This window comes from Tenacibaculum retecalamus, from assembly GCF_027941755.1.
Classification (GTDB): Bacteria; Bacteroidota; Bacteroidia; order Flavobacteriales; family Flavobacteriaceae; genus Polaribacter; species Polaribacter haliotis_B.
Map to the genome: position 1 here is coordinate 1040734 of NZ_CP115916.1, position 16134 is coordinate 1056867.

Consider the following 16134-nt stretch of genomic DNA (forward strand, 5'->3'; position numbering starts at 1 on the left):
TTTGAAAGTACTAATTATTACATATTATTGGGTTCCAGCAGGTGGTTCTGGTGTACAACGTTGGTTAAAATTTGTAAAATATTTACGTGATTTTAATGTAGAACCTGTGGTATATACGGTTGATGAAGCTAAGTATCCTATTATAGATGCATCTTTAGCAAACGACATTCCTGAAGGTGTTGAAGTACTTAAAAAAGCTATTTGGGAACCAAATGATCTTTTATCAATCTTTAAAAAGAAAGAAACCAAAACAAGTGCCGGTTTTTTAAATCCGAATCCAACTTTTTTCGGGAAAATATTACAATACATTCGAGCTAATTATTTTATTCCGGATGCAAGAAAATATTGGATAAAACCATCTGTAAAATATTTAGAAAAATACTTATCAGAAAATAAGATTGATGCAATTATTACCACAGATCCGCCACATAGTTTACATTTAATCGGATTGCACCTAAAGAAAAAAACAAATGTAAAGTGGATTGCAGATTTTCGGGATCCTTGGACGGATATTGATTATTTTCATCAACTGCCATTAACTAAAAAAGCGATAAAAAAACACCATCAGCTAGAACAAGAAGTGCTGAAAAATGCCGATGCAAGTTTGGTGGTTGGTAAAACAATGAAGGCTAATTATGAGACATTTTCAGATAACATACACGTGGTAACAAATGGGTATGATTCTGAAGAAAACACCAATAATGAAACAAATTTAGATTTGAAATTCTCTATTACGCATATCGGGTTGATGAATGCAGATAGAAATCCGAAAATGTTGTGGAAAGCATTGGCTGAATTATCCGAAGAAAATAGCGATTTTAAAAACGATTTAGAAATAAAATTGATTGGAAAATTGTCTGATGATGTTGTAACAGATTTAAAAAAGTATGACTTTAAAAATGTTACACGCATAAATTATGTGCCGCATAAAGAAGTACAACAGTATCAGCGAGCTTCACAAGTTTTATTATTAGCAGTAAATAAAGTGCCAAGCGCTAAAGGAATTATAACAGGAAAGATTTTTGAATATTTACAAGCAAAACGTCCTATCTTAGCAATTGGTCCTAAAGATGGTGATTTAGCTGAGATTTTAACAAAAACAAAAGCAGGCAGTATAGTCGATTTTAGTGAGAAAGAGCAATTAAAAAAGACAGTGAGTGATTTGTATAAAAAGTACCAACAAAACTCGTTAACAGTTTCCTCTGTAAATATCGAGCAATACCATCGTAAGGAATTAACCAAACAATTGTCCGTAATACTTAAACAAGTAGTAAATTCTTGAAAAAAATAGTTACCATATTAGGCGCGCGTCCTCAGTTTGTAAAAGGAGCTGTGTTAAGCCGAGTGATACAAAAACATGGCGAAGTTGAAGAAATAATAGTGCATACAGGTCAGCATTTTGATGCCAACATGAGTGCTGTTTTTTTTGATGAAATGCAAATACCTAAACCGAAGTATAATTTAAATATCAACGGTTTAAGTCACGGTGCCATGACAGGGCAGATGCTAGAGAAAATTGAAGAGATTTTAGTAACAGAAAAACCGGATGCAGTTGTAGTGTATGGTGATACAAACTCTACACTAGCAGGTGCTTTAGCGGCCAAGAAATTACATGTAAAAGTGGTGCATATTGAGGCTGGTTTGCGTTCTTTTAACATGCAAATGCCCGAAGAAGTAAATCGTATTGTAACGGATAGAATTGCTGATTTATTAAGTTGTCCTACACAGGTTGCAATAGATAATTTGCAGAAAGAAGGTTTTGATAATTTAGCGATTAAAATTGAGCAGCATGGTGATATTATGAAAGATGCTGTTGAGTTTTACGGTCAGTTTTCAGAAGAAAAATCGACTATTATAAGCGATTTAAAACTAACAGAAAATGAATTTGTTCTGGCGACAATTCACCGTCAGGAAAATACTGATTTTAAAGAGAAATTAATCGAGGTTTTTTCAGCTTTAGAATCAATAAATAAAACAAAAAAAGTAGTATTACCATTACATCCTCGAACTAAAAAAATGTTAGCGAAGTATAATTTACAACCTAATATTACTTTTATAGATCCTGTTGGCTATTTTGATATGTTAGAATTGTTAAAAAAATGTAGTTTGGTTGTTACCGATAGTGGGGGACTTCAAAAAGAGGCTTTTTTTAATAAAAAGCACTGTATTATAGCAAGAGAAGAAACAGAATGGATAGAGTTGGTAACCTATAAATACGCTACAATTACAGGAACACATCCGAAGAAAATAACCAATGCTTTTAATGATTTTTTGAATTCAGAAATGACATTTGAAGAAACGTTATACGGTAATAATGTTGGTGAGAGAATATATAAATCAATTATAAAATTAATTCAAGAATAAATTGGGAATCGTACTAAGACAGTCGCTAAAAAACACCATTATAATCTATTTAGGTTTTTTAATAGGTGGTATAAACACCATATATTTATATGCTCGTTTTTTAAAAGATGAGTATTATGGTTTAGCAATGTATGTATTTGCAGCTTCAAATTTATTAATGCCGGTAATTGCTTTAGGTATTCAGTTTACAATTATAAAATTCTTTGTAGCCTACAAAACTAAAAAAGAAAAAGATAGTTTTTTAAGTTCCGTTTTATTTTTACCGCTTTTAATAGCGTTGCCTGTTGGTTTTGGTTGGAACTTTTTTCATAATTTAATTATGGAATATGTTGCCAAAAGTAATGTTGAAGGGAACTTAATTATTGAGAATTATACTGTTTATATATATGTTATTGCAGTAGCTTGTGCTTATTTTGAAGTTTTTTATTCTTGGGCAAAAGTACAAATGCAATCGGTTTTTGGTAATGTTTTAAAAGAGCTTTATAACCGAGCTGCTATTATGATATTGCTATTTGCCGTAAGTTTTGAGTTGATTACCAAACAAGATTTTTTGTTTTACATGACGTTTGCCTACGTTGTAAGAACTGCATTAATGATGTTGTATGCTTTTAAGCTATATACACCAACTATAACGTTGTCATTACCATCTAATTTTAAAGAGGTTCTTAGGTATACTTTTTATATTGTTTTAGCGGGTAGTGCAGGAGCGTTTGTATTAGATATAGACAAAGTAATGATTCCTGGTAAAGACGGATTAGCAACAGCAGCGTATTACGGAGTAGCACTTTTTATTGGTACTTTTATAGAAGCCCCAAGCAGGGCAATGGGACAAATATTACAACCACTTACTTCTAAATCTATTAATGAGAATAATGATAAAGAAACAAGAAGTCTGTATGAAAAAAGCTCTATAAATTTATTATTGGTTGGAGGGTTGTTCTTTATATTGGTAAACTGTAATGTAGATGAATTGTTTAAAATAATGCCAAATAAAAATTATGCAGGTGGCGGATTGGTAGTTTTACTAATATCTATGGCTAAATTATTTTTAATGTCTTTAGGTAATAACGGAGCGATAATTCAAAACTCAAAATTTTATAAAATTACCATGCCTGTAGGTTTAGGTATGGCATTTATGGTATATTATTTAAATATTTTCTTTTATAATGATATAGGCATGGGTACCGAAGGTTTGGCTTTAGCGACATTGTTAACCGTATTATTTTTTAATACGTTTAAGCTGTGGTTTGTTAGTAGCAAGTTAAATATGTTTCCGTACACAAAGAAAACCCTTAAGATGTTGTTAATAATAGCCGTATTATTCTTCGGATTTTATTATTGGAATTTCTCGATACCTCAATTCTCTATTAAAAGCACGCCAATTGATCCGATAATAAATATCATATTAAAAAGTATTTTAATAGTAGTAGTGTATGTATTTGTGGTAATTAAATTAGCTGTTTCAGAACAAATGAATAATTTAGTAGGTAGGTATATAAAATAAAAAAGACTCATACACATAAGGGAATAAGTCTTTTATTAGGGGGATAAGAATAAATAATTTTAAGGGGGGGTAATTATTTATATTACAAATATAGGAGGTTTTTTTAATGTGTTGGTTAACATAGGTTTATAAAGTTAGTTTAACACAGGTAAAATTAAAATGGCTATAAAAACTAATCTTATAGTCGTTTTAGTATAAAAATAGCTTCAACTGAACCTATTGTACATTTTAATTAATGTTTATCAATTCGAGTCAAGCACTTAAAAGATGTTCTCGGTACGATTCTCTTTGATTTCGATTGGGCTCAATCTGACAAAAAAATACTCAATCTGATATCTTTAGGAGGATCAAAATAACATAAAAAGAGTTTCATTTTAAACGAAGTTTATAAACTTAAGTACATAATATGATTCGGATTTGAGTGTGTTGCTGATATTTTAAAATCACTTTTCCCTACTATTGTAAAGCCTACTTTCTCATAAAACTGAATCGCTTTTTTGTTTTCTATCCAAACGTTTAACCAAATTCCAACCTGATTATTTTCCTTGCATAAGGCTACATTAAAATCGAATAATTTTTTACCGAGCCCTAAACCATAAAATTCCTCAAGCAAATACAATCTACTCATATAAGTGATGTTTTTAGCGGTAACATCTTTACAGGTTTTATTGAAAATTATTTTTGAATACCCGGCAGTTTTATTTTCATATTCCAGTAAATAATATTCATTCTCTACGGTTTCTAATTCTTCTATAAAGTCGCTTTCTTTAAAGTTATTAGTGATATAAGCATTCATATCTTTAGGCGGAGCAGAATGTCCATGTGCAGGTAAAAAAGAGGCGATACTAATTTTAGAAAAAAGTTTAGCTTGCGAGGTGTTTGCTTTTATTATTTTGATGATTTCTAGGTGTTTTTAAGGTGAGGTAAAATATTCCGATGTCTAAATATTATTATTGCTGTTGTTCTTCTAGCATATCTAAATAAACATCTTCTACATGTTCACGAGCCCAGCGAGTTTTTCTTAAAAATCCTAAACTCGATTTCATGGTCGGATCGTGTTTAAAACAACGAATGTTTACACGTTCTGCTAAATACTCCCAACCATAATAATCAACTAAGCGTTTTAGAAGCTGCGCAAGTTTAACACCATGTAACGGATTGTTAAGTTGCTCTTCTGTTGCCTGTCTTCTGTTTTGTCTAGAAGGATTTTCTTTATTTAACTGCTCGTTAGTTTTTGGCTTAAAATTGGTATTTGTAAGCTCTTCAGATTGTGTTGGGTTATTAATTGGATTATTTTCTGTATCCATTACTCTATTGTTTTATCTTAACATTGAACTACAAAAATAGAACTTGAAACAGCAATTAACTAGTTTAGTAGGATTTTTAAAAATTTTACAAAAAAACCTCTTTGAGTAAACAAAGAGGTTTTGTAATATTTAAAGTAACGGTGTTATTTATTTAATTAACTCGTAAGAACGCTTAATAAAGTTGGTTAAATCTTCACCATGTAAAAGGTTTTGAGATAACTTGGCTAAATCGAAAGCTTGCGTAATTAATCCTTTTTTCTTGTCTTCATCAGCGTTTAATATTTCAGAAACTAATGGGTGATTTGTATTAACAACTAAGTTATACATTTCAGGTAAATTACCCATTCCCATCATTCCGCCTCCACCACCAGAAGCTTGCATTTCTTTCATACGACGCATAAATTCTGGTACAGTAATTAAGAAAGGAGACGAAGAAGAATCCATTGCTTCTAATTGAACAGTATATGTTTGCGATGCAATTACACCTTCAATAACTGGTTTTAACGATTCTTTTTCTTCATCAGTTAATTTAGAAATAACAGCTTCGTCTTTCTTAATTAAATTATCAATAAAATCAGAATCAACACGTGTAAACTGAACTTTAGATTCACCTGAAGTTTCTAGTTTTTGCATTAAGTGCGATACGATTGGAGAATCTAATACAACAACCTCATATCCTTTAGCAGTAGCATCTTGAATATAACTGTGTTGTGCCTCTTTGTTAGAAGCATATAAAATTACGTGATTTCCATCTTTATCAGTTTGAGCGTCTTTTGTTTTTTCAATTAACTCATTAAAAGTAAAGTACGTATCTGCAACAGTTGGATATAAAGCGAATTTTTTAGCCTTATCAAAGAATTTATCTTCTGATAACATCCCGTATTCGATAATTACTTTAATATCGTTCCATTTTTGTTCAAAATCAGCACGATCTTTTTTGAATAAAGAACTTAACTTATCTGCTACTTTTTTAGTAATGTAACCAGATATTTTCTTTACGGCTCCATCTGCCTGTAAACCAGAACGAGAAACATTTAAAGGAATGTCTGGAGAATCGATAACACCTTTTAACATCTGTAAAAAGTCAGGTACAATTCCTTCAACGTTATCAGTTACATACACTTGGTTTTGATACAATTGGATTTTATCCTTTTGCATATCTAAACTCTGCGTTAACTTAGGGAAAAATAAAATTCCAGTTAAGTTAAACGGATAATCTACATTTAAGTGAATGTGAAATAACGACTCTTCAAACTGCGTTGGATATAGCTCACGATAAAAATTCGTGTAATCTTCATCACTTAAATCAGCAGGCGCTTTTGTCCAAGCAGGGTTTGTATTGTTGATAATATTATCAACTTCAATTTGTTGGTGAGGCTCAGTAGTTTCTTTACCATCCGCATCAGTTGTAGTTGCAGGTGTAAAATCAGGATCGTTAACCTTGTTCATTCCAAATTTAATTGGCACTTGATTAAAACGATTGTATTTGTTTAATAAACCTCCAATTTTAGCTTCTTCTAAAAACTCTAAAGAATCTTCAGCAACATGTAAAATAATTTCTGTTCCTCTGTCAGCTTTATCATGAGCTTCTAAAGTAAATTCAGGAGAACCATCACATGTCCAATGAGCAGCAGGTTCATCTTTAAATGATTTAGTAATTAACTCAACTTTGTCAGCTACCATAAAAGCAGAGTAAAAACCTAATCCGAAGTGCCCAATAACACCTGTTTCGTTTTTATCGTCTTTGTATTTGTCTAAAAACTCTTCGGCTCCAGAAAAAGCAATTTGGTTGATATATTTTTCAACTTCATCAGCTGTCATTCCTAAACCTTGGTCTTTAATGATTATGGTTTTAGCCTCTTTATTAATACTAATTTCAATTTTAGCATCTCCTAATTCGGTCTTAGCTTCACCAATAGCAATTAAGTGTTTTAATTTTGTAGTTGCATCTGTTCCGTTAGAGATTAATTCACGTAAAAAGATTTCGTGATCAGAATATAAGAATTTTTTAATCAGTGGAAATATATTTTCTACCGACACATTAATACTTCCTTTGCTCATAATTATATATTTGTTTGATTTGTGTTTTATTGAGTGCAGTCGAGATACTTTCAACACTTATTTAAATTTCTTTTATTTTAATCTGATTAGAAATTAAATACACTCGAACTAAACAGTTCGTTTTTTCTATAGTAGAATAGTAGTCAAAAAAAATACCAAATGAAATTTTGTGACAAGATGACATAAAAAAATGCCAACTAAGGAGTTGGCATTTCTTATACAAGAAGGTAGTTTTTTTAGATATTTCGCAACATTTCTGTTGTGTTTTTATTTTTCCAGGTTCCGCCTGTAAAATCAGGTACTTTTACTGAACTGCTATTTTGAGCAACTGAGAGTTCTGAAAGTGGCGTAATAGCGCTCCACATTACACTATCATATACATTAATATCTAAAGGTAAACCTTGGTTTAGGCATTTAATTAAACGATAAATCATTACAAAATCCATTCCTCCGTGACCAACAGAATTATCAGAAATCTGCGATTTTAATGTACTCCAAAGCGGATGGTTATACTTTTCTCTGTATTCATTATATTTTTCTTTTTCTAACCAATTATGTCCCCACCAAGCTAGTTCATCATCATTAATATATAGTTTTGATGGGTAGCCTTCGTGTACTGCTTTTGTGCCAACAACGGTGTTTAAACGATTGTAAGGCCTGCCTGTATGTACATCAAACTGTAACATAATTGTTTTACCGAGTTTTGTTTTAATCATGGTGGTGTTCATATCACCGCATTTAACGTTTGAAAATTTATTAATACCAGCATGTTTAGCAGCATCGCTTAAACTTTTTTCTCGCGAACTCATAGAAACAAGATGGTCGTAAGTGTCTCCACGACCAATATCCATATATTGACTGATTGGCCTAAACCATGAGTGGTGTAAAAGTTACCATCTTTATTTAAATGATGTTTAATTCTCCATTGATCTTCATAATATTTATCATCTAATAAATGTTTACGTAAATCATGAATATAAGCTCCTTCTGCATGTGTTAAATCACCAAAAACACCTTGATTTACCATGTTTAAAACCCAAAGTTCTTCATTGTTAAAACAACAATTTTCGAGCATTATACAATGTTTTTGTGTACGTTCTGCAGTTTCAATGAGTTTCCAACAGTCCTCCATTGTGTAGGCCACAGGAACTTCACAAGCAGCGTGTTTGCCTTTTTCCATGCCGTATAAAGCCATTGGCGTATGCATTTCCCACGGAGTGGCAATAATTAATAAATCAATATCATCTCTATCTACTAACTTTTTCCATTCATCTGCATTTCCGTGGTATTCATGAGCCGTTTTTTGATGTGTTTTTTGTAAATGTTCATTTAGCTTTGCTGTTTTTTCTTTGTGTAAATCGGAAACAGCAACAATTTCTGCATTATTATTTTTAACCAACCAGTCAAACATTTGGATTAAAGTTTGTCCTCGGTTACCGCAACCAATAATTCCGACGTTAACTTTAGCTATTTTGGGTGCTGTTAAGCCAAAAGCCGTTCCTTTTGCTGTTTTATTTAATAAAGGGTTTATTTTTTCTATGGTTTCATTTTTGCAAGAAATTGCTGTAGATAACCCTAAAAATACAGCTGCTTTAGTTGATAGTGAAAGAAAATCTTTTCTATTCATAATATGTTGATTCGTGTTTGTTAATTTAAGCTTCTTTGTAAAGATATTAAATTATCACTATTTTTACCCGCTACAAATATGCAAACAACAAAAAACACCAACATAGAATATGTATAATTCAAAAATAACAGGATTGGGTTATTATGTGCCAGATAACGTGGTTACAAATGATGACTTAAAAGAGTTTATGGAAACTTCTGATGAATGGATCCAAGAGAGAACAGGTATTAAAGAGCGTCGTTGGATTGATCCAAAAACAGAGGATACAACTGCTGTAATGGGAGCAAAAGCTGCTAAAATAGCAATCGAAAGAGCTGGTTTAACGAAGGATGATATCGATTTTATTATTTTTGCAACTTTAAGTCCAGATTTGTATTTTCCTGGAGGCGGAGTACAAGTACAAGATATGTTAGATATGCCAACTATTGGTGCTTTAGATGTACGTAACCAATGTTCTGGTTTTATTTATTCTATGTCTGTTGCCGATCAGTTTATTAAAACAGGAATGTATAAAAACATTTTAGTGATTGGTGCAGAAAATCATTCAGGTGGTTTAGAGAAATCTACTAGAGGTAGAGGTGTTACTGTAATTTTTGGTGATGGGGCAGGAGCTGCGGTTTTATCAAGAAGTGAAGAGGCAGGAAAAGGAATTTTATCTTCTCACTTACATTCGGAAGGTAAACATGCTAAAAAATTAGTTTTAGAAGGACCATCTACACAACGTTGGGTTCCTGAAATTTTAGAGAAAAACGATCCAGAAGATCAATCGTATTTTCCTTATATGGATGGGCAATTTGTATTTAAACATGCAATTACTCGTTTTTCAGAAGCAATAAATGAAGGTTTAGAAGCAAATGGATTAAAGAAAGAAGATATTGATATGTTAATTCCGCATCAAGCAAATTTACGTATCGCACAATTTATTCAGAAGAAATTTCAATTAGCTGATGATAAAGTGTATAATAATATTATGAAGTATGGTAATACTACTGCTGCTTCTGTAATTATTGCTTTAACTGAAGCATGGGAAAAGGGTAAGATTAAAGAGAACGATTTAGTAGTTTTAGCTGCCTTTGGTAGTGGTTTTACTTGGGGTTCTGTAATTATTAAATGGTAGTTTTTAGCCCCGATTGAAGCATTTGTTTGAGCTCCTTTTTTTGATTTTTCTTCAAAAAAAGAGCGAGTGTGAAAAGCGGGAAATAGCTTCTAATAAAATATTGAAATAAAAAAAATCCGAAGTTATTACTTCGGATTTTTTGTTTCAAATAGCTAAAAAAGATTTTAGTTTATAGAAAACCACCACCTTGTTTTTCGTTGTTATCTCTGTTTCTTCTACGTTTTGCTTTGTTTTTACCACCACCAAATCTGTAATTGAATCCGATATAAGCAGTTCTGCTATCTCCTTGAAATTGCCCTGTTTGCGTAAATGGAGTTGTAGATTCAAATCTGAATTTTGCCGTTCTAAAAATATCATTAACTCTAACGTTAATATTTCCTTTACCTTTTAATACTTTGTAGCTTGCACCTGTATTTATCATCCACATGTTTTTAACATCGAATTGTAAATTCTTATTAGCTCCTCTGTACATTGAAAATAATTGGAAACGTAATTTTTTTGTTGCTGTAAAACTATTACTTAAGCGAATATTAAAGGCACTGTTAGTAACTTCAGTTTGGGTGTTTGCAACAATACCTTTTAGTGTTTGCGAATAAAAATCTAAACTTGAGTTAATTCTCCACCAATTAGCAACTTTGTAATTTAAAGAAGCTTCTAAGCCATACCTGTTGTTTCCTTTAAAATTGTCATCCGACTTTATTTGTTTCGTGTCCGTTGGGTCATTAGGGTCTTTGTATAAGATGGTAGAAATTTCATCATTAACTCTTCTGTAAAAAGTACCTAAAGTTAATGAACCTCCTTTAATTCGTCTCGTATAATTAACTTCGAAAGAGTTTGTAAATTGAGGTAATAAATCAGGATTTCCTAATGAAGTTACTAGCGGAGTACTCCATTCTCTAATCGGATTTACTTGTTGAATTGATGGCCTATCAACTCTACGACTGTAACTTAATTGAAACTGATTTTTATCCGAAGGATTGTATGTGAAAAATGCTGATGGATACACGCTAAATATATCATTTTTATAAGGAGATGGAGTTATTCCCTCAACATTAAATAAACCTACGACATTATATTGCTCAAAACGTGCACCTAATTGCATTGTTACTTTGTTGAATTTATGCCCATAATTAATATATCCAGAATACATTTTTCTGTCGTATGAAAATGATGAATTTAATGCATTCGTATTATCATTAATATTATCAGTTTTGTTTATTCTTACTTCAGCACCAAGTTCTAGTTTTCCGTTTTTAGAAACAGGGTTTGTATAATCAATATTAAATAGCGTGTTGCTTCTTTTGTTGCTAATGTCTTCATTTCCTGTGTCTCTTACAGCATATTCTGGAGAGTTAGAATCCGAAAAAGTAGCTTCTACTTCAATATTATGTCCTTTTTTAGCAAAATCTAATTTATAGTTTAAGTTGTATGCACTAGAGCGACTTCCGTTAGAGGTTGAAGTAAAAGGGGAGTCGATAGTTAATGCGCCTGTAGTATCAAATACCTTTGTTGAACCTGTACCAACACCATCAGATAGGTTCTGAGTTGTGTAAAACGACAATGTATTTTTATCATTTAAGTAAATGTCTGCACCTAATTTTATTAAATGAGAAGTATTGTCATTTAAAAAATTAAATTCTTGTCTTGATGCATTTGTACCAGTTCTGGTAACATTACCACGACCACCATTTTTACCATCTCTAAACCCGTAATTTGTATAAAAATTTACTTTACCAGTTTTGTAGTTCATGTCTAGAGAACCATTTAAACGTGTATAAATACCTCTTGTTACACCTCCAGTAACAGAACCGTTAAAGCCAATATTAGCGTTTTTATTTAAGATGATATTAATAATTCCACTCATTCCTTCAGGATTGTATTTTGCCGATGGATTGGTAATTAATTCTATACTTTTGATAGAAGTAGAAGGAATTTGTTGTAATAATTGTGCGGTACTCATATTTGTTGGTTTTCCATCAACTAACACTCTTACATTACTGTTTCCACGTAAACTTAGAGCACCAGTTTGACTATCTACACTTACTGACTGCACATTATTCAATAATTCAGATGCAGTTGCACCTGCCGAAGTTAAATCTTTACCTACATTAATTACTTTACGATCAATTTTTTGGACTACAGTTGATGTCTCTGCACGAATCTCCACTTCGTCTAAAGTAGTCGAATCTTCGGATAAAGAAAGAGTACCAAGATTAATTTTTCTATTTTTGTTACTGACAGTAGCAGGTTTAGAGATTGTTTTGTAACCTATAAATTGAACTTCAACTATAATTTTTCCTTCAGGAATATTTTTTATAGAAAAAGTACCATTGTCGTTTGTGATTCCTCCAGTTAAAATTTTATTGGCAGCATCTTTGATTATAATGTTTACATAAGGTAAAGATTCCTTGGTTGTTTTATCAATAACTTTACCTGAAACAGTACCAGGCTTTGGTAAGTTACTTTTGGGCATTTGAGCAAATAAACTCACACTAAATACGGTGAAAATTAGTAGTAGTATTTTTTTCATTTTGTTTGTTTTTTAGATTCTTTTGATACTTAGTAGACTTGCTATTAATCATTTTCGTTACTACAGTTAACGGAGTTTAACTTATTATTAACAATTATGAAAAAAAATACTTTAGTTATAGGAGCTTCTTTAAATCCTACGAGATATTCAAATATTGCAATTAAAAGATTGATTGATAAAGGAATAAAAACCGTTGCAATTGGTTTAAGAAAAGGGAAAGTGTTAGACACTATTATTGAAAAAGAAAAAGTACTTTTTAAAAATATTGATACTGTTACATTGTATTTAAATGCTGAGCGTCAAAAAGAATACTATGAGTATATAATTTCATTACAACCCAAGAGAGTAATTTTTAATCCGGGTACTGAAAATAATGAGTTTTATAAAATTTTAGAAGAAAATAAAATCCAGTCAGAAGTGGCTTGTACATTGGTTTTATTATCAACCAATCAATATTAATTTAAAATATTTACAGGAGCCGAGTTTGTAGAATATAGTTTACCGGCTTCGGCTAATTCTACATTTTTAAAAATTGTTTGTGCTTCGTCTTTAAAATCTTCTATGTTTGAATATCGACTAGAATAATGACCAATAATTAATTTATTTACGTTTGCTTGGTTAGCAATTGAGGCTGCTTGTTCGGCAGTAGCATGTTTTGTTCTTTCACATAAATCTTCCCTATTTTTTAAAAAGGTAGCTTCATGGTATAAAAGATCTACATTTTTAATAATAGGAACTATATCTGGTTTATATGCAGTATCACTACAAAAAGCAAAACTTTTTGATTTAGGAGGATCGATAGTTAATTCGGAATTGGGAATAACTTTACCTGTAGATAAAACAAAATCTTTACCTGATTTGATATTATGGTAATCGCAAGTATCTATTTCTTTGTATTCTTCTATTTTACCGATATGTAATTTTCTTGGCTTTTCTTTTTCTCTAAATAAAAATCCGTTGGTATAAACTCTGTGGTCTAAAGGAATTGTATGTACAGAAACTTTATCATCTTCAAAAATTAACTCGCTTTCTTTTGATGCGAGTTCGTGAAAATGAATATGGTATTTTGTCCAAGATTTTGATAGTTTTAATTGAAGAGTAGTAACTTCTTTAATACCTTTTGGATCATAAATGTGGAGTTCTTTTTCACGATTTAAAATACCGAAGGTAGAAATAAGACCTATAAGGCCAAAGAAATGATCACCATGTAAATGAGATATAAATATATGATTGATTTTAGAAAAACCAACTTTGTATTTTCGCATTTGTCTTTGTGTACCCTCGCCACAATCTATTAGAAAATGACGGTTATTAATTTCTAAATATTGAGATGTAGGATGTGCGTTTACTCTTGGGGTGGCAGAATGGCAACCTAAAATAGTTAACTTTAAATTCATTTATCTAATTACAAAACGTTTAGAAATTACTTCTTTATTGCTTTGAATAGCATATATATACATGCCTGATTTTAAATCGTTACGATTAAAAGGTATAGAATTACGACCATTAATCACCTTTAACTTTTTAGAATACACTGTTTTTCCGAGTACATTTCTAACAGTTAAAATAACCGTTTGACTTGTTTTTGAGTTTACAAAAATGGTAGTACTATTCGTAAAAGGGTTCGGAGACGCAACTAATTTATCTATAGATTTTTCTTGAGAAAAACTAGATAATGTTATCGTTAATAAAAATAATAAAAGTATTTTTTTTACCATATGTATTCATTTAGGGGATAATAAATATAAGGCTAAAAACCCAAATCACGTTGAATATTTTCCATTTCTATAACATCTTCCGCTTCGGTTAGGGTTGGAACAATGTTAAAATTTTCAGGAAAATCATCAATATTTACATCCTTTACTACAATAACAAAAGATGTGCCGTTTTTTAGATGTTCATGAGCGTATACCAAAAATAATAAAATATTTTCTTTGGTAGCGTTAAAATTCTCTGAAATTTCAACAATAAGGTGTTTTTCCTTATAGTTAATATGTTCTTTTTCAAAAGTTAACATAAATTCAGCGAAAGTTTCTGCTACTGAACTAAATAAAGTATAGATTGTTTTTTCTGCTATTTTCATGATTATCTTTTTATTTGTTGAGCAAGTAAATATATTGCAGCCATACGTACTGCAACACCATTTTCTACTTGATTTAAGATAATAGATTGATTACTATCGGCAACATCACTAGTTAATTCTACCCCACGGTTTATAGAGCCTGGATGCATGATAACAATTTCTTTATTAAGGCTATCTAGTATTTCTCTGTTAATTCCGAAAAGTTGTGTGTATTCTCTTGTTGATGGAAAATATTTAATATCCATTCGTTCATGTTGTACACGTAAAACATTGGCTACATCACACCATTCTAAAGCCTTCTTTAAGTTTGTTTCAACCTCAACACCTAAACTAGTAATGTATTTAGGGATTAAAGTAGTAGTAGCCACAAACTTTTACCTTAGCGCCTTGTAGTTGCAATGCAAATATATTAGAAAGTGCCACTCGCGAGTGTAAAACATCACCTACAATTACAATTTTTTTACCTTTTAGATTACTGTTTAAAGCTTCTCGCATAGAAAAACTATCCAACAAAGCTTGTGTTGGGTGTTCGTGAGTTCCGTCACCAGCGTTAATAATTTTAGCATCTACATGCCTCGATAAAAAAATACCTGCACCAACACTTGCATGACGCATTACAACAATATCAACTTTCATGGCTAATATATTGTTAACAGTATCTATTAAAGTCTCTCCTTTTTTTACTGATGATTGCGCAGCAGAAAAATTAATTACATCAGCAGATAATCGTTTTTCAGCTAACTCGAATGATAATTTTGTGCGAGTACTATTTTCAAAAAATAAATTAGCAATCGTTATATCTCGAAGAGAAGGAACTTTTTTAATGGGTCTGTTTATAACTTCTTTAAAATGAGAAGCAGTTTCAAAAATAAGCTCTAAATCAGTTTTGTTAAGGTACTTAATACCTAATAAATTTTCAACACTTAACTGCTTCATCTTAGTTTGTTTTTATAATCATAACTAATCAAGCTTGGTAGGCTTGGTTTCTAGGTAAATTGTATCTTTTTTATGAGTCTCTTGCCAATTAACAACTACCTTTTCTTCATTAATAGCATCTACTTGTCTACCTCTGTAATTAGGTTGAATTGGTAAATGGCGACTAAAACGACGATCGATTAATACTAATAATTCAATATTTTCTGGTCGTCCGTATGATTGAATTGCGGTTAAAGCACTTCGCACACTTCTTCCTGAATACAGTACATCATCAATAATAACCACCTTTTTATCTTCAATTAAAAAATCAATTTGAGTAGATGTAGCCTCTAATGGCTCATTTCTTCTACGAAAATCATCACGATAAAAAGTAATATCTAACAGCCCTAGTTTAAGGTCTTTAATATTATATTCTTCGGTTAATAATTTTGTTAATCGTTTTGCTAAAAAAGAACCTCTAGGCTGCAAACCTATTAAAACGGTATTAGAAAAATCGTTGTGATTTTCGATTAACTGACAGGCTAATCGATGCAGAATGATTTCAATTTCTTTAGAAGTAAGTAGTGTTTTCCTGCTCATGTTTTGCTATCAAATTGGTATGATAG

Annotated in this window: 13 protein-coding genes and 2 pseudogenes; 5 read left to right on the forward strand and 10 right to left on the reverse strand. The window is 31.2% G+C overall.

Going from position 1 to position 16134, the window contains the following annotated elements; genetic code table 11:
- The first annotated feature begins 1 nt into the window (after position 1).
- From PG912_RS05090 to PG912_RS05100, 3 genes are read left to right on the forward strand one after another with little or no spacing between them, the layout of a single operon-like run.
- Positions 2-1282, forward strand: coding sequence for a glycosyltransferase family 4 protein (locus tag PG912_RS05090; protein ID WP_275688736.1), 1281 nt, complete (start codon positions 2-4; stop codon positions 1280-1282).
- Positions 1279-2364 carry a non-hydrolyzing UDP-N-acetylglucosamine 2-epimerase gene (gene wecB, locus PG912_RS05095; protein ID WP_275688737.1) on the forward strand — a complete coding sequence of 362 codons (1086 nt, stop codon included), beginning with the start codon at positions 1279-1281 and terminating at the stop codon, positions 2362-2364. The genes PG912_RS05090 and wecB overlap by 4 nt, the downstream gene beginning before the upstream one ends.
- A gap of 1 nt (position 2365) precedes the next feature.
- Entirely contained in the window at positions 2366-3868 is a 1503-nt protein-coding gene (locus PG912_RS05100; RefSeq protein WP_275688738.1) for a lipopolysaccharide biosynthesis protein, read from the forward strand.
- Positions 3869-4253: 385 nt separating this feature from the next.
- Here PG912_RS05100 and PG912_RS05105 read toward each other — a convergent pair whose 3' ends face one another.
- The 4 genes and pseudogenes from PG912_RS05105 to PG912_RS13795 form a co-directional block, all read right to left on the reverse strand.
- Complete coding sequence (locus PG912_RS05105; RefSeq protein WP_275688739.1) at positions 4254-4664, reverse strand: GNAT family N-acetyltransferase; 411 nt, start codon at positions 4662-4664, stop codon at positions 4254-4256.
- A gap of 154 nt (positions 4665-4818) precedes the next feature.
- Positions 4819-5175 carry a VF530 family protein gene (locus tag PG912_RS13880; protein ID WP_333780687.1) on the reverse strand — a complete coding sequence of 119 codons (357 nt, stop codon included), beginning with the start codon at positions 5173-5175 and terminating at the stop codon, positions 4819-4821.
- Between the two features lie 147 nt (positions 5176-5322).
- The gene (gene htpG, locus PG912_RS05115) at positions 5323-7236 is read right to left on the reverse strand and encodes a molecular chaperone HtpG (RefSeq protein WP_275688740.1); all 1914 of its coding nucleotides are present in this window, start codon (positions 7234-7236) and stop codon (positions 5323-5325) included.
- A gap of 236 nt (positions 7237-7472) precedes the next feature.
- A pseudogene (locus PG912_RS13795) lies at positions 7473-8863 on the reverse strand (Gfo/Idh/MocA family protein).
- Positions 8864-8972: 109 nt separating this feature from the next.
- Here PG912_RS13795 and PG912_RS05130 point away from each other — a divergent pair.
- A complete protein-coding gene (locus PG912_RS05130; RefSeq protein WP_275688743.1) occupies positions 8973-9980 on the forward strand; it encodes a 3-oxoacyl-ACP synthase III family protein in 1008 nt (335 codons plus the stop codon).
- A 169-nt stretch (positions 9981-10149) separates the two neighbouring features.
- On the opposite strand, the gene PG912_RS05135 is transcribed toward PG912_RS05130, so the two are convergent.
- Positions 10150-12510 (reverse strand): TonB-dependent receptor domain-containing protein, encoded by a 2361-nt coding sequence (locus PG912_RS05135; protein ID WP_275688744.1) that lies wholly within the window; start codon positions 12508-12510, stop codon positions 10150-10152.
- A gap of 96 nt (positions 12511-12606) precedes the next feature.
- Here PG912_RS05135 and PG912_RS05140 point away from each other — a divergent pair, with 96 nt between their 5' ends.
- The gene (locus PG912_RS05140) at positions 12607-12969 is read left to right on the forward strand and encodes a CoA-binding protein (protein ID WP_275688745.1); all 363 of its coding nucleotides are present in this window, start codon (positions 12607-12609) and stop codon (positions 12967-12969) included.
- On the opposite strand, the gene PG912_RS05145 is transcribed toward PG912_RS05140, so the two are convergent.
- The 5 genes and pseudogenes from PG912_RS05145 to pyrR all read right to left on the reverse strand — a co-directional run bounded on the left by PG912_RS05145 (position 12966) and on the right by pyrR (position 16108).
- Complete coding sequence (locus tag PG912_RS05145; protein WP_275688746.1) at positions 12966-13907, reverse strand: ribonuclease Z; 942 nt, start codon at positions 13905-13907, stop codon at positions 12966-12968. The genes PG912_RS05140 and PG912_RS05145 overlap by 4 nt on opposite strands.
- Positions 13908-14228 carry a T9SS type A sorting domain-containing protein gene (locus PG912_RS05150; protein WP_260585166.1) on the reverse strand — a complete coding sequence of 107 codons (321 nt, stop codon included), beginning with the start codon at positions 14226-14228 and terminating at the stop codon, positions 13908-13910. It abuts the gene before it with no gap.
- A gap of 32 nt (positions 14229-14260) precedes the next feature.
- Positions 14261-14593 (reverse strand): hypothetical protein, encoded by a 333-nt coding sequence (locus tag PG912_RS05155; protein ID WP_275688747.1) that lies wholly within the window; start codon positions 14591-14593, stop codon positions 14261-14263.
- A 2-nt stretch (positions 14594-14595) separates the two neighbouring features.
- A pseudogene (locus PG912_RS05160) lies at positions 14596-15529 on the reverse strand (aspartate carbamoyltransferase catalytic subunit).
- 24 nt (positions 15530-15553) lie between these two features.
- The gene (gene pyrR / locus PG912_RS05165) at positions 15554-16108 is read right to left on the reverse strand and encodes a bifunctional pyr operon transcriptional regulator/uracil phosphoribosyltransferase PyrR (protein WP_260585169.1); all 555 of its coding nucleotides are present in this window, start codon (positions 16106-16108) and stop codon (positions 15554-15556) included.
- Positions 16109-16134 lie beyond the last annotated feature (26 nt).

What these genes read in the sequence shown, in the direction of transcription:
- PG912_RS05105 (WP_275688739.1), bottom strand. Translation starts at nt 4,664, where the DNA reads ATGAATGCTTATATCACTAATAACTTTAAAGAAAGCGACTTTATAGAA.
- PG912_RS13880 (WP_333780687.1), bottom strand. Translation starts at nt 5,175, where the DNA reads ATGGATACAGAAAATAATCCAATTAATAACCCAACACAATCTGAAGAG.
- htpG (WP_275688740.1), bottom strand. Translation starts at nt 7,236, where the DNA reads ATGAGCAAAGGAAGTATTAATGTGTCGGTAGAAAATATATTTCCACTG.
- PG912_RS05130 (WP_275688743.1), top strand. Translation starts at nt 8,973, where the DNA reads ATGTATAATTCAAAAATAACAGGATTGGGTTATTATGTGCCAGATAAC.
- PG912_RS05135 (WP_275688744.1), bottom strand. Translation starts at nt 12,510, where the DNA reads ATGAAAAAAATACTACTACTAATTTTCACCGTATTTAGTGTGAGTTTA.
- PG912_RS05140 (WP_275688745.1), top strand. Translation starts at nt 12,607, where the DNA reads ATGAAAAAAAATACTTTAGTTATAGGAGCTTCTTTAAATCCTACGAGA.
- PG912_RS05145 (WP_275688746.1), bottom strand. Translation starts at nt 13,907, where the DNA reads ATGAATTTAAAGTTAACTATTTTAGGTTGCCATTCTGCCACCCCAAGA.
- PG912_RS05150 (WP_260585166.1), bottom strand. Translation starts at nt 14,228, where the DNA reads ATGGTAAAAAAAATACTTTTATTATTTTTATTAACGATAACATTATCT.
- PG912_RS05155 (WP_275688747.1), bottom strand. Translation starts at nt 14,593, where the DNA reads ATGAAAATAGCAGAAAAAACAATCTATACTTTATTTAGTTCAGTAGCA.
- pyrR (WP_260585169.1), bottom strand. Translation starts at nt 16,108, where the DNA reads ATGAGCAGGAAAACACTACTTACTTCTAAAGAAATTGAAATCATTCTG.